The organism is Pseudomonas sp. FSL R10-2189 (genome assembly GCF_009600325.1).
Lineage (GTDB): Bacteria > Pseudomonadota > Gammaproteobacteria > Pseudomonadales > Pseudomonadaceae > Aquipseudomonas > Aquipseudomonas helleri.
The window spans coordinates 1-24,143 of the sequence record NZ_WIVZ01000056.1; the positions used below are offsets into that span (position 1 = coordinate 1).

20 protein-coding genes, 1 tRNA gene and 1 pseudogene are annotated in these 24,143 nt (G+C 55.9%); 14 read left to right on the forward strand and 8 right to left on the reverse strand.

Going from position 1 to position 24,143, the window contains the following annotated elements:
* Positions 1–75 precede the first annotated feature (75 nt).
* Positions 76–366 (forward strand): annotated as a pseudogene (locus tag GHO32_RS24570) (sugar transferase); the annotation flags it as partial.
* Between the two features lie 93 nt (positions 367–459).
* Here GHO32_RS24570 and GHO32_RS24575 read toward each other — a convergent pair.
* From GHO32_RS24575 to GHO32_RS24585, 3 genes are all read right to left on the reverse strand, one after another.
* Entirely contained in the window at positions 460–2,541 is a 2,082-nt protein-coding gene (locus tag GHO32_RS24575; protein WP_153443039.1) for a hypothetical protein, read from the reverse strand.
* Positions 2,542–3,348: 807 nt separating this feature from the next.
* On the reverse strand, positions 3,349–4,251 hold the full coding sequence (locus GHO32_RS24580; protein WP_153336403.1) for a GGDEF domain-containing protein: 903 nt from the start codon (positions 4,249–4,251) through the stop codon (positions 3,349–3,351).
* Positions 4,252–4,557: 306 nt separating this feature from the next.
* Positions 4,558–6,543, reverse strand: a complete 1,986-nt coding sequence (locus tag GHO32_RS24585; protein WP_153336402.1) for an FUSC family protein — start codon at positions 6,541–6,543, stop codon at positions 4,558–4,560.
* Between the two features lie 337 nt (positions 6,544–6,880).
* Between GHO32_RS24585 and adhP the strand changes: the two genes are divergently transcribed.
* The 3 genes from adhP to GHO32_RS24600 all read left to right on the forward strand — a co-directional run bounded on the left by adhP (position 6,881) and on the right by GHO32_RS24600 (position 9,201).
* A complete protein-coding gene (gene adhP / locus GHO32_RS24590; RefSeq protein ID WP_123748790.1) occupies positions 6,881–7,897 on the forward strand; it encodes an alcohol dehydrogenase AdhP in 1,017 nt (338 codons plus the stop codon).
* 790 nt (positions 7,898–8,687) lie between these two features.
* Positions 8,688–8,927: a CopG family ribbon-helix-helix protein gene (locus tag GHO32_RS24595; RefSeq protein WP_123748789.1), complete on the forward strand. Its 240-nt coding sequence runs from the start codon at positions 8,688–8,690 to the stop codon at positions 8,925–8,927.
* Positions 8,917–9,201, forward strand: coding sequence for a type II toxin-antitoxin system RelE/ParE family toxin (locus GHO32_RS24600; RefSeq protein WP_153336401.1), 285 nt, complete (start codon positions 8,917–8,919; stop codon positions 9,199–9,201). The genes GHO32_RS24595 and GHO32_RS24600 overlap by 11 nt, the downstream gene beginning before the upstream one ends.
* A gap of 118 nt (positions 9,202–9,319) precedes the next feature.
* Here the strand turns inward: GHO32_RS24600 and GHO32_RS24605 are convergent.
* A tRNA-Cys gene (locus tag GHO32_RS24605) sits at positions 9,320–9,393 on the reverse strand.
* 479 nt (positions 9,394–9,872) lie between these two features.
* Here GHO32_RS24605 and rfbB point away from each other — a divergent pair.
* The 3 genes from rfbB (at position 9,873) to GHO32_RS24620 (ending at position 12,636) form a co-directional block, all read left to right on the forward strand.
* Entirely contained in the window at positions 9,873–10,955 is a 1,083-nt protein-coding gene (gene rfbB, locus GHO32_RS24610; RefSeq protein ID WP_153336400.1) for a dTDP-glucose 4,6-dehydratase, read from the forward strand.
* A complete protein-coding gene (rfbD, locus tag GHO32_RS24615; protein ID WP_153336399.1) occupies positions 10,952–11,842 on the forward strand; it encodes a dTDP-4-dehydrorhamnose reductase in 891 nt (296 codons plus the stop codon). The genes rfbB and rfbD overlap by 4 nt, the downstream gene beginning before the upstream one ends.
* Before the next feature lie 362 nt (positions 11,843–12,204).
* Positions 12,205–12,636 (forward strand): hypothetical protein, encoded by a 432-nt coding sequence (locus GHO32_RS24620; protein ID WP_123748734.1) that lies wholly within the window; start codon positions 12,205–12,207, stop codon positions 12,634–12,636.
* A 164-nt stretch (positions 12,637–12,800) separates the two neighbouring features.
* Here GHO32_RS24620 and GHO32_RS24625 read toward each other — a convergent pair whose 3' ends face one another.
* Complete coding sequence (locus tag GHO32_RS24625) at positions 12,801–13,349, reverse strand: helix-turn-helix domain-containing protein (protein WP_153336398.1); 549 nt, start codon at positions 13,347–13,349, stop codon at positions 12,801–12,803.
* Between the two features lie 24 nt (positions 13,350–13,373).
* Here GHO32_RS24625 and GHO32_RS24630 point away from each other — a divergent pair, with 24 nt between their 5' ends.
* From GHO32_RS24630 to GHO32_RS24660, 7 genes are all read left to right on the forward strand, one after another.
* Positions 13,374–14,417, forward strand: a complete 1,044-nt coding sequence (locus tag GHO32_RS24630) for a DMT family transporter (RefSeq protein WP_371924491.1) — start codon at positions 13,374–13,376, stop codon at positions 14,415–14,417.
* 223 nt (positions 14,418–14,640) lie between these two features.
* On the forward strand, positions 14,641–17,547 hold the full coding sequence (locus GHO32_RS24635; protein WP_153336397.1) for a monovalent cation/H+ antiporter subunit A: 2,907 nt from the start codon (positions 14,641–14,643) through the stop codon (positions 17,545–17,547).
* Positions 17,547–17,891 carry a Na+/H+ antiporter subunit C gene (locus tag GHO32_RS24640; protein WP_048369049.1) on the forward strand — a complete coding sequence of 115 codons (345 nt, stop codon included), beginning with the start codon at positions 17,547–17,549 and terminating at the stop codon, positions 17,889–17,891. Before GHO32_RS24635 ends, GHO32_RS24640 begins: the two co-directional genes overlap by 1 nt.
* Positions 17,888–19,567, forward strand: a complete 1,680-nt coding sequence (locus tag GHO32_RS24645) for a monovalent cation/H+ antiporter subunit D (RefSeq protein ID WP_153336396.1) — start codon at positions 17,888–17,890, stop codon at positions 19,565–19,567. Before GHO32_RS24640 ends, GHO32_RS24645 begins: the two co-directional genes overlap by 4 nt.
* Positions 19,564–20,052 carry a Na+/H+ antiporter subunit E gene (locus tag GHO32_RS24650; RefSeq protein WP_048369047.1) on the forward strand — a complete coding sequence of 163 codons (489 nt, stop codon included), beginning with the start codon at positions 19,564–19,566 and terminating at the stop codon, positions 20,050–20,052. The genes GHO32_RS24645 and GHO32_RS24650 overlap by 4 nt, the downstream gene beginning before the upstream one ends.
* Positions 20,049–20,327, forward strand: a complete 279-nt coding sequence (locus GHO32_RS24655) for a K+/H+ antiporter subunit F (RefSeq protein ID WP_048369046.1) — start codon at positions 20,049–20,051, stop codon at positions 20,325–20,327. The genes GHO32_RS24650 and GHO32_RS24655 overlap by 4 nt, the downstream gene beginning before the upstream one ends.
* Positions 20,324–20,695: a Na+/H+ antiporter subunit G gene (locus GHO32_RS24660; RefSeq protein WP_048369045.1), complete on the forward strand. Its 372-nt coding sequence runs from the start codon at positions 20,324–20,326 to the stop codon at positions 20,693–20,695. Before GHO32_RS24655 ends, GHO32_RS24660 begins: the two co-directional genes overlap by 4 nt.
* A gap of 62 nt (positions 20,696–20,757) precedes the next feature.
* Here the strand turns inward: GHO32_RS24660 and GHO32_RS24665 are convergent, their stop codons facing one another.
* From GHO32_RS24665 to GHO32_RS24675, 3 genes are all read right to left on the reverse strand, one after another.
* On the reverse strand, positions 20,758–21,591 hold the full coding sequence (locus tag GHO32_RS24665; protein ID WP_368668516.1) for an IS3 family transposase: 834 nt from the start codon (positions 21,589–21,591) through the stop codon (positions 20,758–20,760).
* Positions 21,588–21,884, reverse strand: coding sequence for a transposase (locus tag GHO32_RS27285; protein WP_153336032.1), 297 nt, complete (start codon positions 21,882–21,884; stop codon positions 21,588–21,590). Before GHO32_RS27285 ends, GHO32_RS24665 begins: the two co-directional genes overlap by 4 nt.
* Positions 21,885–22,389: 505 nt before the next feature.
* Positions 22,390–23,880, reverse strand: a complete 1,491-nt coding sequence (locus GHO32_RS24675) for a DASS family sodium-coupled anion symporter (RefSeq protein ID WP_048388713.1) — start codon at positions 23,878–23,880, stop codon at positions 22,390–22,392.
* Positions 23,881–24,143 lie beyond the last annotated feature (263 nt).

Sequence of the window (24,143 nt, forward strand, 5' to 3'; positions counted from 1 at the left end):
ACCAATTACATAGCCAGGTGCTTGCTGAAGTCAGGAGGGTTTAGAAATCAGCTACACCCTTAAATGCGAAGAGCCTTTAATGTGCTGCATGGCGATATGGCTTTGGTGGGGCCGCGACCACATGCCGTCGCTCATAATGACTATTACACAGGCAAGATCCACGCTTATATGGCTCGCCATCGCATCAAACCTGGCATCACTGGCTTAGCACAAATTAGTGGATGCCGCGGCGAAACCGACACTATTGAAAAAATGCAAAAACGCGTAGAGATCGATCTGGACTACATCAACAACTGGTCATTATGGCTTGATATTAAAATCATGATTAAGACACCATTCACTTTAATATCAAAAGATATTTATTAAACAGCATTTTCTGAAAACATATTAGCTGCGGGAAGTTGCCAAGCCGACTCCCGCAACTCAAAAAAAAGATTCTTAATTCACTCTGCAAGGAATTTAAACAATCGAAAAAATCTTAAATACAGCCGTTGAACCTGCAAGACCGGATGCAGTACATATAACGCCAATAAAATCCTCAGAAGCTGAATCCGAACGCCAAATTCTGGTACCTGACGCATAATAACCATTGGTCGGCACATCAACTCCATAGTGCTCAGGCACGCTCACCAAGTCCCACTCCCCCGAACTATCAACTTCAAACTTCCTCACTAAAACGACAATTCCAAACTGCGGAACTGTTACTGCAGACATGCCACCCAGAAATATATTACCGCCAACAGAAAGTGTAATTGGCCCACTGTTAGCCCGCAACATGACTTGCTCTCCAGGAGCTGCATTTGCGTTCACCGTTCTAAGCAAAATTGTCTGATCGTCATTCTCAGATACTATTACAAACTTATGCCCACCCAGAACAACTCTCCCATCATCATCAACACCTACACTCTTATAGCCCGAAACCTTAAACTTTCCCGTTGTATCCCCATTAAAATAAGTTAGTTGCATATCTATACCCGCAATATTATTTACAGACATTGCCGGATCAGTAACACTATCAGTCAAGCCAGTTATATCGTTATCATTACGCAGAACTAAAGTAGAATTTGACTGACATGAAAAAAGATAACCTTCACCAGGACTACCTAGCACCCCCCCATCTGCAGCCTTGGCTAAATGAGACTTTTCAAGCTCCACATGGGAGTTATTTACAATTGTCAAAAACTTACCAATATTCTCCCCCCAAATGCCCGAAATTATTATATTTTTAGCACCTTGAGAGTAAATACCCTCTTGGCTTTTTTGAATACTAAACTTGGCCCCAAAAGTCATATTAATTGGCGCCTGAACAGCATTACCCGTGCCAGATATATCATTAGTAGACTCACCACTACAACTGGCATTATCTGCAGTCGAGCTTGGATCCGGGTCAAAACTTAGGGTCGCTGCACGCAGCGCAATGTTACCGTCCCTCCCTTCAGCAGAGCCTAACGTAAAATTCACTTGACCGTGCTGACCAGTCATACGTAAAGCTTCACCGCCAGTAAGTACTTGAACGTATACACTACGAAAATCAAGGAACTGTTGTGGCCGTTTATAATGCGCTACAGTGTAACCTCCTCGGCTCCAAATCCCCTTATTGAAGTATGTAATACGCACATCATCATGCACGGACATCCAGAGACCACCGTGTTGATATGCTTCATCCCATTTCGCATGTAAATACATCCCCCATTGGTCAGGGTTACTTGCAGGGAGCCCAAGTAGATGCACTCCACGAATATGTGATCCAATTACCGGCCCATCCTCCTGTTCAATCAATCCATACGGACCGTTCCCAGGGTTAAATGGAAGAGCCTGTAAATAAGTCGCAGCACTCCCTCTGCACTCAATAGAAACACCATTGCGACGATAGATGCGAGTTAACGAGAATACACCTTCTGTCAATTCGACAATACCGCCACCACAATTTTTCACATACACACTTGCTGCTTCAAATGCGGGCGTCCAATCCCATGTGCCGGGATCTTTAGTGGGTTTATCCGTGATTAGTGCCACGAACTGATCCTCCCAAATATTAACTCGCAAGGCCGATAATATCCGACTTGCTGAGCTAGCTGCGGCCGCAACTGATGTACGTGGGAACGCTAGCATTCCTACTCCATTATTCGGATTAGTGTGGTCTGCTAGTTGTTGCCTCAGCGAATCATCACCCATCAAAACAAACTTCGACACATCCGCTTCCCAATCACTTGTCGTGAAAGGCAAGGCTTCGCTCTTAGCTCGATAGTCATTTTTGTCATAGGTAACAGTCTGAGTTATACGTATTAACTCAATACCTGCTACATAGGGGATAGGTGCCTCAAAACCACTTGAATTCAGGAATACATCAAACTGCTTCTTCCGTGCAACTTGCTCAGCGCTAAACTCCCCTTCCATACCTGCCCAGGATCTGCGCTGTACTCCCCTACGATCCATATAAGTTGGGCTATCACCGCACACTAATAGATCGAGGCTACGCGCATTATCATCTGCATCTTTTAAAGACGGTGAACCCAACGGACTACCATTTTTATGCGTCATGGTTATATTGCTCGCAGAGTACGCCAGCGGTGCCGCGAAGGTTGCGGTTCCGAGTGCGCTGAGTTTTAGCAGTTGCCGACGACTTACCATGACGACCAAACCTCATAAAAAACCAGGACGGCCGCCATTATAGCGAGGGCAATTAAAAGATAGGTAATGGCCAGGGGTGGCCATTATGCAGATGAATAATTTTTCATGATCGCCCGACCACTCCAAACGTATAGCCCTGCCACTGTTTTCCAGACCCAAGGTTAAGCTCGGCGCATCCTGCACCCGCCCTGCATCAATCGCTGTTTAGATACCCCGAGCACTCACTTAGTACGCTGGCAGACCAATGCCCTTGGGTGTCCGGGGATTTTTGCGTTGCTCTCGCAGTCCTCCATTAATCTATGGGCTGCTACCCGGATTCTCATCAGACAGAGGGGCCGCAAGAATGGCATTGAAGTTACGCGCCTTAGATAAGGTGTATACGCAACTCCGTAAACGCGCCTCCCACAGTCAGGGTTTTTCCGATGAGCGGGTAAGACCAAGACGTCATCCCGCGAAGGAAGTTTCTCAAGACAGCCTGTACGCCTATTCTCTGGATCAAGCCTGCTTCACTTGCGTCTAGCGCAGTAAAAAGCCCCGTAGACGTTGGTCTACGGGGCTTTCAGTGAATGGCTGCATCTGTGATCAGGGCTGCATGGGCGATCGTAAATCTTGAATGCTGGGCCAAAAGGCTTGATAAGCGTGCAGGTCAAGCCAATGCAAAAAAACTACGGACTTCTTGCGCTACAACGCAGGTTGAACCCCCAAAGCCCGATTGCCTCACCCCCACACAATCCTGTTCTTGCCCGTCTTTTTGGCCTCATATAACGCCCGATCTGCGCGTTTGAGTGTGTCTTCATGGGTGGTGTCTTCCGGCACCATGCTGGTTATGCCAATGCTCGCGGTGACGACAATATTGCCCACTGAAAAATGATCCAGCTCTTGTTTGAAGTAGCCATGTAAGCGTTCGGCAAACTGCATGGCCTGCTCACGCGCGGTATTGGGCAGGGCAATCACAAACTCGTCCCCGCCAAAGCGACAGGCGGTGTCATTTTTGCGTAGCGCCGTGCGGCAGATGTTGGCGGCGGCCTGGATCATCTGGTCGCCGACGTGGTGGCCTTGGGTGTCGTTGATTATTTTGAGGTTATCGAGGTCGAACATGCAGACCGACGTTGGTACGGCATATCGGGTTAATGCCTGGTGGTGCAGCGTGAGGTCATGCTCAAGCCTTCTTCGGTTGTAGAGGCCGGTCAGTTGGTCGGTGTCGCTCAGTTCCCTGAGTTTGACTTCTAGGTGGTGGCGCTCTGAGATGTTGCTGGCGACCCAGAGCACGACGTCGTTTTCGTCCACTTGAAAACTCAGGGCCTGGATGCGGCCTTCAAACCATATGGGGTCTGCGGGGCCTTCATCGAGCAGGCCTTTTACATCCCGGTTGCTGAGCTCGTATTCCACAACCATGAGCTTTTGCGTGTCCAGTGCCTTGGCAATCTGCTCCAGAAACCAATTGGCCTTTTCGGGTTTGATCAGGTCCTGGATGTACAACCCGATCAAGCCGGTGCCATCGTGGTAATAGCGCGTATCGCGCCCGCCAAATACTGCAACGTATTTGCCGCTGCGCGTAAAGATAAAAACCGGGTCTGGCAGCGCTTCGAGAATTAAAGCCATCTGTTTAAAGTCAATCATGACGCGTGTCTTCTCAGCCGCTTGATGTGTGGCAGCTTGTCGTTTGAAAGCAGCAAACTTTTGTTATTTTCAGCGCTATGGGCTGCGGCGTAACGCGGTATCTTGTGGCTGCCAAGAAGGTGCCTGGCTGCAATGCAGTACCGCCGCTCCAGTGCTCACTCGACTCCCATCGCCGCCTCATGCTCCGGCAACGACTGCAGGTGCTTGCAACGTCCTGGCATTATCAGGCCAGCGCAATCTCGGCCGATGATACTATTGCGCCATTATCTGTTGGATGAATGTTTTTTATACATTGGCCGCGCAGGCTTATTCAGTATTTGGCTGGCAGGCTTTGCGCCATGTGTACTGCAGTTGCAAGATCGCCGCTTTGGCCATGTCTTGTTCTGCCAACTTTGAGGGTTGCTTCAGAGCCCCGAGCAATGCCTGGCTGGGTGCATCCATAAGCGTGAGGCTTTGCTCTCTTGGCCCGCCTTGCTTAAAGGCACTCGCCAGGCAACGTAAATAGCGATCACGTGCAAGCGCCAGGGTTCCCTGGCTGTTTGCGAGGCAGGCGCGCAGTTCGAGCAACTCATCGCCAAGGTCCAGGCCTTGCAGGCCGCGCGACCAGTGGCTGGTGCCGGTGGTAAACGCTGCGGTGTAGCGTGACAGCCGGATCAAGCGGTCTGCCATGCGCCCGCCAAACCAGCTTTCGGCTTGCTCCAGCGGGCGTACGGTCAATTGAGCAAGGTCGAACAGCAGGGCTTTGTACATACGCCGATAATGCCGCTCGCCGGGGTTGAGTTGTATAAGACGAAACACCAGTACAGCGATGCCGCTGCCCATCAGGGTGGCTACGGCGCTGTTGAGGAAGGCAGCGAAGTCGTAGGTCATCAGGTTGCTGGGCCCGATGTTGTTGACAAAGAAGATGCAGAACGCCGAAGCGGTGGCCGCCAATGCTGGCCGGCTCATGCATAACGAGGCCAGAAACAAAGGTATGCCCAGGCACAGGCCAAGCATGGCGAAGCTGTCAAATGCGGGCAGCAGGCCAAAATGCACAACGCCGGCCACCGGAATTGACAGTGCAATGCCTTTTAAGAAGTTAAGACTGGATTCAGAAGGGTTTTCTCTGGCGGCAAACAGGCTTAACACCACGCCGCAGATTGATATCGCGCCCAGGCCCGACGGCCAGGCCGTGTACATCCAGAACGCCGCCACAGCCAAAAATGCCACGGCGCAGCGCAACCCGGCGAGCACGCCCTGTTCAATGTCTTTGTGCCACGACATGGCGCCCGGCGCACCTGGCGGCACTCTCCCCTGCTCCAGTGCCTGGAGTGTCAGCGCGCTCTGCTCAATCAAGCGCAACAACTGCGCCAGCGCCATCAAGCAATACTGCGCCTCTTGGCCCAAGGTCTGATCCTCGAGCGCCAGCCTGATGTGTTGGGCCAGCGCGGGCAGGTCCTTTAGGTGCGCTTGCTGCAATGCCGCTGCGACTTGCTCGATCAACGGCATGACACGCGTAGCCTCATCGAGCATCAACCTTTGGCGAGCCACTGCTCTGGCTGCACGCAACACACTGAGCAGGTCTCGACTGAGCACACGCAGTGCTTGAGAGCGGCGCCGCCCTGCCGGGCCTTCAAAGCGGGCGTTGGCATGTTGATTATCGACCGCTACCAGTCGCCCCAAGGCAACCAGCATGCCTTTGCGTTGATCCGTGCCCAGCAGTTCTGCCGCCGCGGCTTCAAGACCGGCCAGCCAGGCCGCTCGCCCTTGGGCCGACAGCGCTTGCTCGGCGTGACGGGGCCACAAAACGGTACTTGCCACGGACGCGCAAATAATCCCCAGGCTGATCTCGATGCACCGCGCAGTCGCATGATCGAACACCGCCAGCGGGTCCGAGACCGCTGGCAGTGCAATGATCGCGGTGGTGTAGCCTGCCAATACAAAGCCATAGGCGGCATGGCTGCGTAACAAAGAGGCGCCAGTGGTGCACAGCGCCAACCACGTTGCCATGGCCAACAGAAACAACAAGGGCGACTGGCCAAACGCGGCAATCAGCGCAACCGAAGCCACGCCCCCTACCAGCGTACCGACCAAGCGGTAGGCGCCCTTGCCCAACACCATCCCGCTGGTGAACTGACCCACGATGAACACCGTCGTCAGCGCCCATTGCGGTTGTTCCAGATCGAAGATCAACGCCAGGTACAGCGCCACCGCGCCGGCGATGATATTGCGCAGAGCAAACAGTAAGTCGCTGCGCGAAGGTGCAAGGATGGCCTGCCAAAAATCTGATAACGGGATGGAGGGTGGCTTCATGGCTGTGCGATAGGTAGCAGGCTAATCGTTAGGATAGTATCTATCCCCATTGAAAAAACCAATTCTGATCTTGGGCTGCGTATTGCCTGCGACTTGGCCATGACAGCTTAGCCCAAGGCCTACGCAGCCCGTTTTTGCCTGGCTAAGGTTTTAAGCCGGAACTAAACAGCCCTCAACCCGGGCCCTACCGCAGCGATCATCCACAGTCGGAATGGGCAGAAAACGCAGTGGATCCAAAAAGACAACGGTTTCGAAAATCGCAGCTAGACTACAGCCGCTCATTTTTAGTTAGGCAGTCAACATGAGCCTTCAGACATACCACACGTGGGGGTTGATTATGAAAGCAGCTGTTGTCGCAAAGAATAAGACCGTCGTCATTGAAGACAAGAAATTACGCCCTTTGGAATACGGAGAAGCCTTATTAAAAATGGAATGCTGCGGTGTATGCCACACCGACTTGCATGTTAAAAATGCAGATTTCGGTGATGTATCCGGCATCACACTTGGGCATGAAGGCATCGGTGTTGTGACTGAAGTAGCGGCAGGTGTTACATCACTTAAAGTTGGCGATCGCGCCAGTGTCGCGTGGTTTTTCCGCGGCTGTGGCAACTGCGAATACTGTAACAGCGGCAAAGAAACTTTCTGCCGCACAGCCAAGAATGCGGGTTATACCGTCGACGGCGGTATGGCTGAAGAATGTATTGTCAGTGCTGATTACGCGGTCAAAGTTCCTGACGGTCTCGATTCAGCAGAAGCCAGTAGTATTACCTGCGCTGGCGTGACTACTTATAAAGCCATTAAAGTTTCAGGTATAAAACCCGGCCAATGGCTGGCGATTTACGGCCTGGGCGGGTTGGGAAATCTGGCCCTGCAATATGCCAAGAATGTATTCAATGCCAAAGTGATCGCTATTGATGTCAATGACAAGCAACTGGCATTGGCAAAAGAGATGGGGGCAGATTTAACCCTTAATCCGAAGACAGACAATGTCGATGAGATCATTCAGAAAGAGCTCGGCGGCGCCCATGCGGCCGTTGTGACAGCCGTCGCTAAATCAGCCTTTAACTCTGCCGTCGCCAGTGTCCGCGCTGCAGGGCGTGTTGTAGCAGTGGGCCTGCCAGTTGAAACGATGGACCTGAGCATTCCGCGCCTGGTCCTGGACGGGATTGAGGTCGTTGGCTCACTGGTAGGTACCCGTGAAGACCTGAAAGAGGCTTTCCGTTTCGGCGCCGAAGGTAAAGTCGTACCAAAAGTGCAGATGCGTCCACTCGAAGATATCAATACGATTTTTGAAGAAATGGAGCAGGGAAAATTCACCGGCCGCATGGTTATTGATTTCACCAAGAAGCATTAACCTGATGATCTTGCCCTTTTGGATTTCGTAGCAGGCTGCTTGATCCAGGACGTAAAAGGGCAAGATTTTTTTATTGTGATCTACGTTAAGCACATAACACGCAGCACATAGCTCACTGTCTATAACTGCAGAAAAACCTCTCACACTTGTAAGTGACCACGTTGGCCCCGCGATTTGACATGCCATCCCTAATCGGTCCCCTCTCCTTCGGGCATCGTTATTTTCAGGCGACTGTAGTCGCTGACGAGGTACGAAGGCTGCGATCGGCTGCGTGGTTTAACGGGGCCTCTTGGATCAAGATCAAAAGATCGCGAGCAAGCTCGCTCCTACAGGGTCTGACTTATGTTTGGAAGGCGCTGCCGCGGTCATTTATCAGTGAGGTGTTGTCTGCGACGATGCGAAAAGTGGGATTCAAAAAATAATCCAAGTTAGAAAATCCCCACACAAATACAGAATCAAGGAAGGTTCAAAAAAAGCCCAAACAGGCTAGTTTCGCCGCTCGCCTCAACAGGATGCAGATCGGTTGATGGAGATCTTCATGGCCGAGGTGATGGGGGTCGTTCTGGTGCTGGTTTTCGTGGAACGCAACCAGGATGGTCGAGCTATCTCATTGCGCCGCGCTCAAACCAGGCGAGAAAACACTGTGCAAACCCGCACATGGCGAGCCAGTTGATGGTGTATGTATTGATCGATTTATCGCCTGTATGCAGGCAACCCCGATGGTCGGTGGGTCATTCTTATGTATGCAGGTGTAGTATGTTGTATTACACATCACTACACCGAGGTCCCCATGTCCATTATGTCTCTGCGCCTGCCTGACGATATGGCAGACACGCTCGCCCATTTGGCCAAGGCAACCGGCCGCAGCAAGTCCTTTTTAGCCATCGATGCACTTCGCGATTATTTGGCGCGCGAAGCCTGGCAGATAGCCGAGATCCAAAAAGCAATTGAAGAAGCCGATGCGGGTGATTTTGCCTCTGAGAATGAAGTCGCCGCGACACTGAACAAATGGTCTGCCAATGAGGGTTGAGTGGCTAAGGACAGCACTCAAGAATCTGGATGATGAGGCTACCTACATCGCCGTGGAAAACCCTCAGGCCGCTATCGAGTTCGTTAAAGCCATCAGGGCGAGTGTTGAACAATTGTCACAGTTCCCCTCTATAGGCCGAGAAGGCAGGTTACCGGGCACGCGTGAATGGCCACTGCCGAACTGGCCTTATGCGATCCCTTACCGAATCAGGCTGGGTAAGTTGCAAGTCCTGCGAATTTTCCATACACGTCGCCTTCCACCCAGCAGTTGGTAGTAAAAGGCAAAACGTCCGCATTGCGGGCAGGATTTTGAGACGGCCTTGCTGTTCGAGTCCGATGATTAGCACACAACAAAAAAGCCCCGTAGACGTTAATCTACGGGGCTTTCGAATGTGGAGGCCGAAGCCGGAATCGAACCGGCGTGGGCGGATTTGCAATCCGCTGCATAACCATTTTGCTATTCGGCCATTGCGCTTGAAGCTTCTGTTTAGAAGTATCAAAAGCAAGGAAATTTGCGACTTGATCGCTACAACTTTTTTCCAACTCATTGATTCTTCAGCTATTCAGGTAGTTGCCCCGAGCTGATGGCGCGCATTATGTACTAGAAGATCGAAGCTGGCAACCCCCTGAATTCTAATAATTTTTAGTGCCTGGTCTCACCCTGTAGTCGTTGACGAGCCTGCGAGGCTACGTCTGTAGAGTGCGGTATTCGCGCGAACTCTGTGTGGCTCAGGGTTTCGCAATTCTTCAGTTGAAGCGTGCTTCATGGGTTTACGATCGCTGCGCAATTGGACGTAGCCTCGCAGGCTCGCCAACGACTACGGCTTGCGGGAAATTATTGGGGCTGGGCGATAAATATGTACTGCTGCCTCTTGCCCCATCGCGTGCATCCTCCCAAGCTATGCGCCACATGATTTAAGACCGTCAGGGAATAAGGGATATTCACATGCGCATTTTAGTCACCGGCGGTGCCGGTTTCATTGGTTCGGCTCTGATCCGTCACTTGATTAAAGATACCTCCCACGAAGTGCTCAACGTCGATAAGTTGACCTACGCTGGCAATCTGGAATCGCTGCAAAGCATCGCTACAGACACCCGTTACGAGTTCGTTCAGGCTGACATCGTTGATCAGGCGGCGATGAGCGCAGTTATTGAGCGTTTCCAGCCGCAGGCGATCATGCACTTGGCGGCCGAGTCGCACGTTGATCGCTCCATCGATGGCCCGTCGGACTTTATCCAGACCAACATTGTCGGCACTTACAGCCTGCTTGAGGCCACTCGTGCTTATTGGTCGACGCTTGAAGAGCCTGCAAAAAGTGCCTTCCGTTTCCACCATATTTCGACCGACGAAGTGTATGGCGACTTGCATGGCGTTGATGATCTGTTCACTGAAACCACGCCGTACGCGCCAAGCTCGCCTTATTCGGCCAGCAAAGCGGCGTCTGATCACTTGGTGCGCGCCTGGAACCGCACTTACGGTTTGCCGGTGCTGGTGACTAACTGCTCGAACAACTATGGGCCGTTCCACTTCCCGGAAAAACTGATCCCGCTGGTCATTCTCAATGCGTTGGCCGGTAAACCGCTGCCGGTGTACGGCAATGGCCTGCAAGTGCGCGACTGGCTGTTTGTAGAGGACCACGCCCGCGCCCTGCTCAAAGTGGTGACGGACGGTGTGGTTGGCGAAACGTACAACATAGGCGGCCATAACGAGCAGAAGAACATCGACGTGGTGCGCGGCATCTGTGCCTTGCTCGAAGAGCTGGCACCTGAGCGCCCTGCCGGTGTCGCGCAATTCGCAGACTTGATCACCTTTGTTCAGGACCGCCCCGGCCATGACCAGCGTTATGCCATCGACGCCAGCAAAATCGAACGCGAGTTGGGCTGGGTGCCCGCAGAAACCTTTGAAACCGGCCTGCGCAAAACCGTGCAGTGGTATCTGGACAACCTGGAGTGGTGCAAACGCGTTCAGGACGGCAGCTACCAGGGCCAGCGCCTGGGCTTCACTGACGCCAAGGACCTGATTGCATGAACCGCACCGCCACGCCTTTAAAAATTCTTATCAGCGGCAAGACCGGCCAGGTGGCCGTTGAGTTGCAAAAGCAGCTTGGCGATGTGGCCGAGTTGATTGTGCTGGGCCGTGATGAGCTGGATTTGAGCCAGCCCGAGCAGATCCGCGCACAGGTTCGCACCCATCGCCCGGATTTGATCATTAACGCCGGTGCACACACGGCGGTGGATCTGGCAGAAAGCGAGCCGGACTTGGCGTTTGCCATCAATGGCACCGCGCCGGGCGTTTTTGCCGAAGAAGCCAAGGCGCTGGGTATTCCACTGATCCACTACTCCACCGACTACGTGTTCGATGGCAGCAAGCCCGGGCCTTACACCGAAGACGATCCAACCGGCCCACTGGGCGTCTACGGCAAAAGCAAATTGGCGGGCGAGCAAGCGATCACTGCAGTGGGCGGGCAGCATTTGATCCTGCGCACCAGTTGGGTGTACTCCACCCACGGCAAGAACTTCCTGCTGACCATGCAGCGTTTACTCCCGGAAAAAACCGAGCTGCGCGTGGTGGCTGACCAGATTGGCGCACCGACCTGGGCCGGCACCATTGCCAGGAGCACGCGCGCGTTGATCGAGCGCTGGCAAGCGGGCCAGGCCGGTGCATGGGGGGTGTACCACCTGACAGCAGCCGGTGAAACCTCCTGGTTTGGTTTTACCCAAGCCATTGCCGAGCACCTGACGGCCCAAGGCAAAACGTGCGCCACCCTTGAGCCGATACCGGCCAGCGCCTACCCGACCCCAGCGGCCCGCCCGCAAAATTCACGTCTGGACTGCAGCCGCCTGGCACGTGAATGGCAAGTCAGCCAGCCAGACTGGCGCTCCGCGCTCGATGAGTGCGTGACCGAAGAGCGCTAAAACGGGTTCAGGCTATTTCAGCATGCCGTGGGAGCGGGCTTGCTCGCGATTGCATCGACAGGGTGAAACATCCATACCGAGTCGTCTGTATCGCGAGCAAGCCCGCTCCCACGGGTCTTATATTCACCACAAAACTTGCCTCGCGATCTTTTGATCTTTCCGTACCTCCCGCGTATTACACCCCGCCCTGCCGCGTACCTACAGTGAAGGCCCGTAAAAGTAGGAGGCAATCCAAATTCCTACCTCCAATAGGTTTTATGCCTGCGCGAGAGAGGGACTTGGCTGACTTTAATCCTAAGAGTGCTCACGTACAGTCTCGCCGCCGTTAACGAACGGACTGACAAATCTCTTGGAGCTTTACGATGAAGAAAATATGGATGCCTGTCGCATTAGTGGCAGCAGTTCTGGCCACCAGCGGTTGCATGAGCCACAACGTGAGCCAGCCAAACGCTCCAATCGCGGGTACTGTCACTGCTGACCTGAAAGCTAACATTGAAGTGGGCGGAGAGATCACCGGCCAATCGTCTTCGGACATTCTGTTCGGCGTGCTGAAAATCAGCGGCGACAGTGAGTTTGCAGACGGCGTGACCTATGGCGGCCCTGCTCCTGCTTTCAGCCTGCCAGACCCAGTGTCTGCCACTAAAGCAGCTGCTGCTTACAAAGCGGTCAAGAGCTCGGGTTCGGATTTGATCGTCGCACCTCGTTACGCAGTGTCGGTTGAAGACTACTTCATCTTCAAGAAGGTGAACGTGACGGTTACCGGCAACAAAGGCACCATCAAAAACATCCGCTAAGCGGTGTGTTGCGTCAGGTCTGCTGTGCAGCCAACGTCGCTCGGGCTGATTCCCCCAGTCAGCACATACCCTGTTCAAGCCAATTGACCTAATGATTGGCCTGGACCGCGAGCGAACGGTGTGCGGCAGCCTGGCTCGGCGGGACGTTTGTCCCGCCACCCTTCTTAAATAACCACGTTGCGGATAAAGCGAACCACTTCATCGCCGTCATTGCGGTAAGAATGCGGTTTATTGCTGGCGTACATATAGAACTCCCCTGCGCCAAACGTGAACGACTGTTCGTCAATCACCAGCGTCAAGCGCCCTTCCACTACATATAACTGCTCGCTCCAGCCATCGGCATCAGCCTGCGAGTGGTATTCGTCGCCCGGCACCAGGGTCCATTCCCATAGCTCAACCTCTTTACAGGCCACCGCCTTGGCCAATAACACCGCCTTGCTCGCAGTGCTGTTCCCGGCCCACGCCAGCTCATTAATGCGACTCGGGTCAACAGAACCCGGCGCCTGAATCAAATCACTGAACGCCACGTTCAACGCCTCTGCTACCCGATCAAGGGTGCTCAGGCTGACGTTTTTCTCGCCCGCCTCTATCGCAACCAGCATCCGGCGGCTGACACCCGACAAATCAGACAATGCACTTTGGCTAAGGTGAGCGAGCAGCCTCAAGCGCCGAACGTTCTGACTGACGTGCTGCAATACCGAAGTACGTTGCATGAAACCTCTCTGTGACGGATCAGAATGGGGAATTTCGTTGGGCACTATATTGCTCACTCTATGGGGGTGCGCAGTATACTGCTCAGCTTTGACGCATTGTGCGTCTCTCATCTTGTGGCGTGCAAGGTTATGTCAACGTTAAAAACTTCCAAGCTCGGGTCGATTACGGCTCGTTTCAGTAAAGCAGAATGTGTGCTGATCCTGATCACCATAGTCTGGGGTGGCACCTTTTTGTTGGTACAGCATGCATTGACGTCCAGCGGCCCGATGTTTTTTGTCGGCCTGCGCTTTGCTGCCGCGGCGACGATCGTGGCGCTGTTTTCCTGGCGAAGCTTGCGCGGTTTCACACGACTGGAGCTAAAAGCCGGTTTTTTCATTGGTACGGCAATCATGTTCGGTTACGGCTTGCAAACCGTAGGCCTGCAAACCATTCCCAGCAGCCAGTCGGCCTTTATCACCGCTCTTTACGTGCCTTTCGTGCCGCTGCTGCAGTGGTTGGTACTGGGCCGCAGACCCGGCCTGATGCCGAGTATCGGTATCGTGATGGCGTTTACCGGCTTGATGCTGCTGTCCGGGCCCAATGGTGCATCGCTGAACTTCAGCCAGGGTGAGATCGTGACCCTGATCAGTGCAATCGCCATCGCCGCCGAAATAATCCTGATCAGCGCCTATGCCGGCAAAGTCGATGTGCGACGGGTGACCGTCGTGCAGCTCGCCACCGCGTCTATTCTGTCCTTCTTGATGGTGGTGCCGAGCGGCGAGGCCATCCCTGACTTCTCTTGGCTGTTGCTGATCAGCGCGGTGGGCCTGGGGGCTGCTAGCGCGATTATTCAAGTGGCGATGAACTGGGCACAAAAAAGTGTTTCACCGACCCGCGCCACGCTTATTTACGCGGGTGAACCGGTATGGGCCGGGATCGTCGGGCGTATCGCCGGGGAGCGTTTACCCGGCATCGCATTGCTCGGTGCGGTATTGATTGTTGCAGCGGTGATCGTTAGTGAGTTAAAAACAAAAGGTAAAACGCCCGGCGAGTCGGATGAAAAGCAAGGTAATCAAGCCTGCGAGTGATGCCTTGGCACTACATTCACCCGGTTAAACCTCATCTCCTGGCATGACTCGCCCCCACGTATGGGGGCGACGCTCGCATCTCGCAAGCGGGTCAATAAGGAAGGCACCCGGCTCGTTGTTAAAGTTTTGCACACATTTTGTAGGATTCATCTACAGATACGTTGTTGGTGATCGTCAAGCCGCCACGTATGATCGTTCGCAAACTCCTGCAGATTAGAAGCCTATGTCCCTGATAGTTCTACTGCTTCTGCCATTTATTGGCAGCTGTCTGGCGGCTGTTTTGCCGCACAACGCACGTAACAGTGAATCACTGCTGGCCGGTTTGATTGCTCTGATCGGCTTAGTTCAAGTTGCCCTGCTCTATCCGCAAATCGCCCATGGTGGGGTGATTCGTGAAGAGTTCATGTGGCTGCCGAGTATCGGCCTCAATTTTGTCCTGCGCATGGACGGGTTTGCCTGGCTGTTCTCGATTCTGGTCCTGGGCATAGGCGCGCTGGTGTCTCTGTACGCCCGTTACTACATGTCACCCGAAGACCCGGTGCCGCGCTTCTTCTCGTTTTTCCTGGCGTTTATGGGCGCGATGCTCGGCCTGGTGATTTCGGGCAACTTGATCCAGATCGTATTTTTCTGGGAGCTGACCAGTCTTTTCTCGTTCCTGCTGATCGGCTATTGGCACCACCGCTCTGACGCCCGACGCGGCGCCTATATGGCGCTGATGGTCACTGGCGCCGGGGGCTTGTGCTTGCTGGCGGGGGTCATGCTGCTCGGCCATGTTGTCGGCAGCTATGATCTGGACGTCGTGCTGGCCGCAGGCGACCAGATCAAAGCTCACAGCCTGTACCCCATTCTGTTGCCGCTGATCCTCATCGGCGCCCTTAGCAAAAGTGCACAATTCCCGTTTCATTTCTGGCTGCCCCATGCCATGGCGGCGCCGACTCCGGTTTCGGCTTATCTGCACTCGGCAACTATGGTCAAGGCCGGGGTATTCCTGTTGGCGCGCCTGTGGTCGCCCCTGTCCGGCACCGAAGAATGGTTCTGGATTGTCAGCGGCGCCGGGGCCTGCACCCTGGTGCTCGGCGCGTACTGCGCGATGTTTCAAAACGATCTCAAGGGCCTGCTGGCCTATTCGACCATCAGCCACCTGGGCCTGATCACCCTGCTGCTGGGCCTTAACAGCCCGCTGGCGGCCGTGGCGGCGGTGTTCCATATCCTCAACCACGCCACCTTCAAGGCCTCGCTGTTCATGGCGGCCGGGATCATCGACCACGAAACCGGCACGCGGGATATCCGTAAGCTCAGCGGCCTGTTCAAACTGATGCCGTACACCGCCACGCTGGCGATGGTGGCCAGTGCGTCGATGGCCGGTGTGCCGTTGCTCAACGGTTTCTTGTCGAAAGAAATGTTCTTCGCCGAAACGGTGTTCATCAACTCCACGGCCTGGGTCGAAATTGCCCTGCCTGTCATCGCTACCATTGGCGGTACGTTTAGCGTGGCCTACGCGCTGCGCTTTACCGTGGATGTGTTCTTCGGCCCGCCTGCCACCGACCTGCCGCACACTCCGCACGAGCCGCCGCGCTGGATGCGGGCGCCGGTCGAGCTGCTGGTGTTTACCTGCCTGATGGTCGGCATCTTCCCGGCCCACACTGTCGGCCCGCTGCTCGCTGCGGCCGCGCAACCGGTGGTGGGGGGCGACCTGCCCGAATACAGCCTGGCCATCTGGCACGGCCTGAATGCCCCGATGATCATGAGCCTGATCGCCATGTCCGGCGGTATCGTGCTGTACGTGTTGTTGCGCAAGCAGCTCAAACTTGAGCGCTTCCCGCTGCCGCCGCTGATCAAGTACTTCAACGGCAAGCGTTTCTTCGAACGCAGCATGGTGGTGCTCATGCGCCGAGCGCGGCGCGTCGAGCGACATGTGAGCACCTTACGCCTGCAAACCCAGTTGTTCTTGCTGGTGCTGGCGGCGGTGATTGCCGGGCTGATCCCGATGCTCTACAGCGGCTTGAGCTGGGGCGACCGGCCGAACATTCCGGGCTCCATTGTGTTTGTGACCTTGTGGCTGCTGGCGATTGCCTGTGCCATCGGCGCTGCCTGGCAAGCCAAGTACCACCGTCTGGCCGCTTTGACCATGGTCAGTGTGTGCGGCTTGATGACCTGCGTGACCTTCGTCTGGTTCTCGGCACCGGACCTGGCCTTGACCCAACTGGTGGTTGAGGTGGTGACCACGGTGCTCATCCTGTTGGGCCTGCGTTGGCTGCCACGGCGGATCGAAGAAGTCTCGCCGCTGCCTGGCACCCTCAACAAAGCCCGTATCCGTCGTCTGCGCGACTTGCTGTTGTCGATCGCCGTCGGCGGCGGCATGGCGGTGCTGTCGTACGCCATGTTGACCCGGCAAACCCCGAACCACATCTCTTCGTTCTTCCTCAGCCGTGCGTTGCCCGAAGGCGGCGGCACCAACGTGGTGAACGTGATGCTGGTGGACTTCCGCGGTTTCGACACCCTGGGTGAAATCACCGTACTGGCCGCCGTGGCCCTGACCGTATTCGCCCTGCTGCGCCGGTTCCGCCCTCCCAAAGAAAGCATGCAGTTGCCTGCTCAGCAGCGCTTGCTGGCCAAAGACGTGGTCACCGACCTGGTGAACCCGCGCAGCGCCAGCGATACCGCCTTGGGCTTCATGATGGTGCCTGCGGTGCTGGTGCGTTTGCTGTTGCCAATTGCGTTTATGGTCTCGATGTACCTGTTTATGCGCGGGCACAACCAGCCGGGCGGCGGTTTCGTCGCAGGCCTGGTGATGTCGGTGGCGTTCATCCTGCAATACATGGTGGCCGGCACGCAGTGGGTCGAGGCACAAATGAGCCTGCGGCCGTTGCGCTGGATGGGTACCGGGTTGCTCTGTGCAACGTTGACCGGGCTGGGCTCGCTGCTGTGGGGCTACCCGTTCCTGACCACCCATACCGCGCATTTCAGCTTGCCGGTGCTGGGTGAGATTCACGTGGCCAGTGCGCTGTTTTTTGACATTGGTGTGTTTGCCGTTGTGGTCGGCGCCACGCTGCTGATTCTCACAGCGCTGGCTCACCAATCGGTACGAGCCCATCGTCCCGCCCTCCAATCCAAGACGGGAGCTGCCTGATGGAAGAAGTTATCGCTATTGCTATCGGGGTGCTTGCCGCCTCTGGTACCTGGCTGATCCTGCGCCCTCGAACCTTTCAGGTGGTGATGGGCCTGTGCTTGCTGTCGTACGGGGTCAACCTGTTTATTTTCAGCATGGGCAGCCTGTTTATCGGCAAGGAGCCTGTGATCAAAGAAGGCGTGCCGCAAGACTTGCTCAACTACACCGACCCTTTGCCGCAGGCACTGGTGTTGACCGCAATCGTCATCAGTTTTGCCATGACCGCGCTGTTTCTGGTGGTCTTGCTGGCCTCTCGCGGCCTGACCGGTACCGACCATGTGGATGGCCGGGAGCCTAAAGAATGAATTTGATGCCGCATTTGATCGTCGCGCCCATCCTGCTACCGCTGTTTACCGCTGCGTGCATGCTGTTACTGGGCGAAAAACATCGTCCGCTCAAAGCCCGCATCAACCTCGGCTCGACCCTGCTCGGGCTGTGCATCTCAATCACCTTGCTGCTCTGGACGCAACAAACTGGCAGCCCGACCTCGATAGGCGTGTACCTGCCGAGCAACTGGCAGGTGCCATTCGGCATTGTGCTGGTGGTGGATCGCTTGTCGGCACTGATGCTGGTGCTTACCGGGGTGATCGCCAGTTGCGCGCTGATGTTCGCCATGGCCCGCTGGGACCGAGCCGGTTCCAGCTTCCATGCGCTGTTCCAGATCCAGTTGATGGGGTTGTATGGCGCTTTCCTGACCGCCGACCTGTTCAACCTGTTCGTGTTTTTCGAAGTGTTGCTGGCGGCCTCTTACGGCCTGATGCTGCACGGTTCGGGCAAGGCACGGGTGTCGTCGGGCCTGCATTACATCGCGATCAACCTGCTGGCTTCGTCACTGTTCCTGATTGGGGCGGCGTTGATTTATGGCGTCACCGGCACGCTGAACATGGCCGATCTGGCGTTCAAAATCCCCTTGGTGCCCGAAGCCGATCGCGGTTTGTTGCACGCCGGTGCGGCCATTCTGGCCATCGCTTTTCTGGCAAAAGCCGGCATGTGGCCGCTGAACTTCTGGCTGGTGCCCGCCTACTCCTCGGCCAGCGCCCCGGTAGCAGCGCTGTTCGCGATCATGACCAAGGTCGGGATCTACACCGTATTGCGCCTGTGGACGCTGCTGTTCTCGGGCCAGGCCGGGGCTTCGGCCTACTTTGGCAGCGACTGGTTGATCTACGGCGGCATGGCAACCATTGTCTGCGCCGCCATTGCGATCCTCGCAGCCCAGCGCCTGGAGCGCATGGCCAGCCTGAGCATTCTGGTGTCGGCCGGCATTCTGTTGTCGGCGGTGGGTTTTGCCCAACCCAACCTGATTGCGGCGGCCCTGTTTTATCTGGTCAGCTCCACCCTGGCACTGAGTGCGCTGTTCTTGCTGGCCGAGCTCATTGAACGTTCGCGCTCATCCAGCGAGACGCTGTACGAAGAAGATGCTGAAGCATTACCTTCCATCGTTGAGCCGCCCCCGCGCGGGACCAACCTGGACGACGAGCAAAACGTCGTGGTCGGGCAGATTATTCCGTGGGCGATGGCGTTTCTGGGCTTGAGTTTTATCGCCTGCGCCCTGCTGATTATCGGTATGCCGCCGCTGTCCGGGTTTATCGGCAAGCTCAGCTTGCTCAACGCGCTGCTCAACCCGGCCGGGCTGGGCAACGAGATCAACGCCCCGGTGTCTACCGCCGCCTGGTGCTTGCTGGCTTTGCTGATTCTGTCCGGGCTGGCCTCTTTGATCGCCTTTTCGCGCATGGGCATCCAGCGCTTCTGGACACCCCTGGAGCGGCCTTCACCGATCCTGCGTCGCCTTGAATGCATGCCCATCGTATTGCTGCTGGCGCTGTGCGTGGTCCTGACGGTCAAGGCCGAGCCGCTGTTGCGCTTTACCCAGGCCGCCGCCGAGACCTTGAGCAACCCTGAGCGTTATGTGCAGGCAGTATTGGAGTCTCGCCCTGTGCCTGGCCCCACTGCCAAAGCGGCGTTGCAGGAGGTGCAGCCATGAAGCGTTTATTCCCGGCACCGTGGTTGTCCCTGGCGTTGTGGGCACTGTGGTTGCTGCTCAACTTGTCATTGAGCGCCGGCAATCTGTTGCTCGGTGCAGCGCTGGGCTTTTTGGCGCCAATCATGTTCGCGCCCCTGCGGCCCCTGCCGATTCACATCCACCGTCCGGGTGTGATCCTCAAGTTGTTCTTTTTGGTGGGGCGTGACGTGATCATGTCCAACATCGCCGTGGCCTGGGGTGTGCTCAATGCCGGCAAGCGCCCGCCACGCTCGCGGTTCATCAAGATCCCCCTCGACCTGCGTGACGCCAACGGCCTCGCGGCCTTGTCGATGATCACCACGGTGGTGCCGGGTACGGTCTGGTCCGAACTGGCGCTGGACCGCAGTGTGCTGTTGTTGCACGTTTTTGACCTGGATGACGAAGCGCAATTTATCGAGCACTTCAAAACGGCTTACGAGCGCCCCTTGATGGAGATCTTTGAATGAGTGCCCTGCTCTCCAATGCCATCCTGATCAGCCTGTTTTTCTTTAGCCTGGCGATGGTGCTGACCGTGGTCCGCCTGTTTAAAGGCCCCTCGGCCCAGGACCGGGTTCTGGCGCTGGACTACCTGTATATCGTGGCCATGCTGATGATGCTGGTGTTGGGCATACGTTATGCCAGTGACACCTACTTCGAGGCCGCCTTGCTGATCGCCCTGTTCGGGTTTGTCGGCTCGTTTGCGCTGGCCAAGTTCCTGCTGCGTGGGGAGGTAATTGAATGAATTCCGTCAGCGAGCTGTCGCTCTGGATCGAGATACCGGTGGCCGTGCTGCTGGTGGTCAGCAGCCTGTTTGCGCTGTTTGGAGCCATCGGGATGCTGCGCCTCAAGGACTTTTTCCAGCGCATGCACCCGCCTGCACTGGCTTCAACCCTTGGCGCCTGGTGCGTGGCACTGGCCTCGATTGTGTACTTCTCGGCACTTAAATCCACGCCGGTCCTGCACGCCTGGCTGATCCCGATTTTGCTGGCGATTACCGTGCCGGTGACCACCTTGCTACTGGCCCGCACGTCCTTGTTCCGTAAACGCATGGCTGGCGAAGATGTACCCGCCGAAGTCAGCAGCGGCGGGCGCAGCGAGGGTGGTAGCTAAATCCACCCTGTAGGAGGTGCCGTGTAGGGATCCAGTTTTTTTGGACCACTCTGTAGGAGTTTTTAGGCCGCCTGTTGCTCAAACAGAGCAGGCGGCAGATTGTTCGATGCGGTGTGACAGCGGCGATGGTTGTAGTGCGATACAAAATCCAACACGTCCTTCTCCGCATCGTAATGGTTCTGATATCCGTTTTCGGGCATCCAGTCATGTTTCAACGTTCTGAAATAACGCTCAACTACCGCATTGTCCCAGCAATTGCCTCGTCGGCTTACGCTATGGACGATCCGTTTTTCCTCCAGGCATTTTGTAAATCGATTGGAGGTGTACTGGCACCCTTGATCTGAGTGAAATAGCAGCTCTGGCATTGGGTTACGCAGCGCAACTGCCAGCTCCAGCGCTTTGATAGACAAATCCGTATCGGCTGTGCGTGAGCAAGCCCATCCCACAATCCTGCGTGAAAAAAGATCCATCACTACTGCCAGATACAGCCAGCTTTCTTTCACCTTGATGTAGGTGATGTCGCCTGCCCAAAGTGTGTTCGCCTGGACGGGGTTGAACCGACGATCAAGTATGTTCGGCGCTGTGATTTCAGGTTTAGTGGCACGCCGATAGTGGCCATAACGCGCCCGGCGCCTTGTAAGCCCAAGGGTGCTTATCAAGGAGCTCATTCGGTGACGCCCGATAGAAATCCCACCTTTTCTCAGCTCCTTGGATAAGCCGCGGGCGCCCAGCGCCTCGCGATGTTCTTTGTGCAGCGCACGAATTTTCGACTCAAGACTCTTCTCGATAACACGAGGCGCCGCAGGCTTACGTTTCGCGTAAAAGCTACTGCGAGGCAGGCTCAAGATCGAACACGCACGTCGAACCGACATCGCCCCTCTAACGCCATCAATCACTTGGTTCGGTTGAACAGAACCTTCAGATGAGAGGGCAATTGCTTTTTTAGCACTTGGTTCTCGGCCTCAAGCAGCGCCAACTGAGCCTGCAATGACTCGATCAGATCCTGATCCTGGGGCCGAGGGAGCTGCATACTTCCTGCGTGCTCTCGGCGCCAGTGCAGAACCCACCGGCGTAGAGCTGTAGGGCCCACTCCCGTAAGCTCACAAGCTTGAGGTACAGAGCACTTCATCTCTACAACCAAGCGAATGGCTTCTGCTTTTTCCTCGGCGTTAACAACCCGATATCCCATGATTTTTCCTTAGGTCGATACTCCTACATCATGGTCCAAAATCATTGAGCCACAACACCGCCCCGTCTTCGACGCCGCGCTGTCGCGCAGCAAACAGGCCACCGACTATCTTCAGCATCCCCCAATCGGTTCCCTCTCCTTCGGGAGAGGGCCAGGGTGAGGGGCTCTTGATTTTTTGTACATATCCGTTGCTGCGGCAACGGCAACTTAGGGTTCCGGCCTTACGCCGTGCCACTTTGAAAAGCGCAAAGTGGCCAAACGCTTTTTGCCCCAACCCCTCGGTGCCTCGCTGTGGCTCGGCATGCCCTCACCACAGGCCTTGCTTAGAGGGCCGCCGCGATCGGCCATCCCTGGCCGTGTCGCGGCTAACCCGGCGTCCTGCCGGGTTACCCTCTGCGCAAAACCTGCGTTCGGCCAGCGTGGTTTAACGGGGCCTCTTAGATCAAGATCAAAAGCCAGATCAAGATCAACAGATCGCGAGACAAGCTCGCTCCTACAGATGGTGTTACATCCAGCCCAGCCAGCTCCAGTACGTCGCGCCAAACAGCAACATCAGCAGATAACCCACCACGGTGACTATCAAGCCGACCTTGGCAAATTGCTTGGCGGTGAAGGTTTGTGTGCCCAGGCACACCATGTTTTGCGGGGCGTTGATGGGCAGGATAAAGCCGTAGCTCACCACAAAGCCCAGCAACATGGTCATGCCCAAGCGGCTGAATTCACCCGGCAAGGTCTGCAAGACCGCAATCAGAATGGGCAGCAAGGCCGATGTCAGCGCCGTCGCACTGGCAAAGCCCAGGTGAATCAAAATCAGAAACGCCCCCAGAATCGCAAAAATCCCCAGTGGCCCTACCTGATCCAGCCCGGTGTTATGCACTACCTGCCCGCCCAGCCATTGCCCCGCCTGGGTGGTCAGCAACGCCGTCCCCAGGCTGATCCCCACGCCGAACACAATCACCGTGCCCCACGGGATACGCGACTGCACGTCTTTCCAGGTCATGACCCCGTAACGCGGCAGCAACAGTATCACCAGCCCGGCGTAGGTAATGGAGGTGGTGTCAAAGCTGTGCAACTTGCCTTCCGTGGCCCAGCCCAGCAACAGCGCGATGGAAACCGCCATCAGGCGCTTCTGCGGCCCGGTCATGGGGCCCAGTTCGGCCAGTGATTTTTCCACGGCTTCTTTACCGCCCGGAATGCTGTCGCTTTCCGGCGGGAGCATTTTCAGCACCACAAACAGCAACACCGCCGACATGATGATGGCCCACGGCGCACCGGCGATCAGCCAGTCGAGCCAATTGACCCGTTCGCCGAGCATCTTGTCCATAAATCCGACTGTCAGCAGGTTTTGCGCGGCAGCGGTTTGAATGCCGACGTTCCAGATACTGGTGCCCTGCGCCACCACAATCATGATCCCGGCGGCGATGTTGGAGCGCTTGTCGACGCCAAACGCCAGAATCACCCCCATCATGATCGGCACCACACATGCACTGCGCGCGGTGGCGCTGGGCACCACGAGGCTGAGCAGAATGGTCACCGCAATCGCCCCGATCAAAATGCGCCGGGTGCTGGTGCCGATGCGTGACAGGGTCACCAGCGCGATACGCCGGTCCAGCCCGGTGTGGGTCATGGCCGCCGCAATAAACAACGCCCCGGCCACCAGCGCCAGCGCGGCATTGGAAAACCCGGTGAGGGCCATGGTGATCCCGGCGTTGGTGCCGTAGATTTTCGACGGGTCGGCCAGGGTCGGCGCCATGCCAATCAAAAACGCCATCAGCGACGTAATCATGATGGCGCTGGCTTCGTATGACACCGCTTCGGTGATCCACACCACCACGGCAAACACCAGAATCGCCAACATCCGGTGCCCGGCGACCGGCAAGTCGGCGGGCAACGGCATCAGCAAAACGCCCACCATCGCCACAATGGCGATGACCAGACCTATGGGTAACTTAACTTTTGCCGTTGCCGGCGGCGGGGTCGTAGCGGGCGCGTTCACGGCCATCTCCTTGTGCTTGAAAACGCATGCAGCATAGGTCAAGGACGCGGGTTTCGCGTTGATGCTTGTCAGGTATTTTCAGCTTAAAAGCGCCCTCTCCCTAGCCCTCTCCCGAAGGGAGAGGGGACTAAAAGCTTTGCGCTGGACCTGAGAACACCTCGGTAAAGCTCCCTCTCCCTCCGGGAGTGTATGGACCGGGGACATAGCGAACACAATGTTCGGAGACATCGCGAACACTTTTAATAGGACACATTGACCCCTTA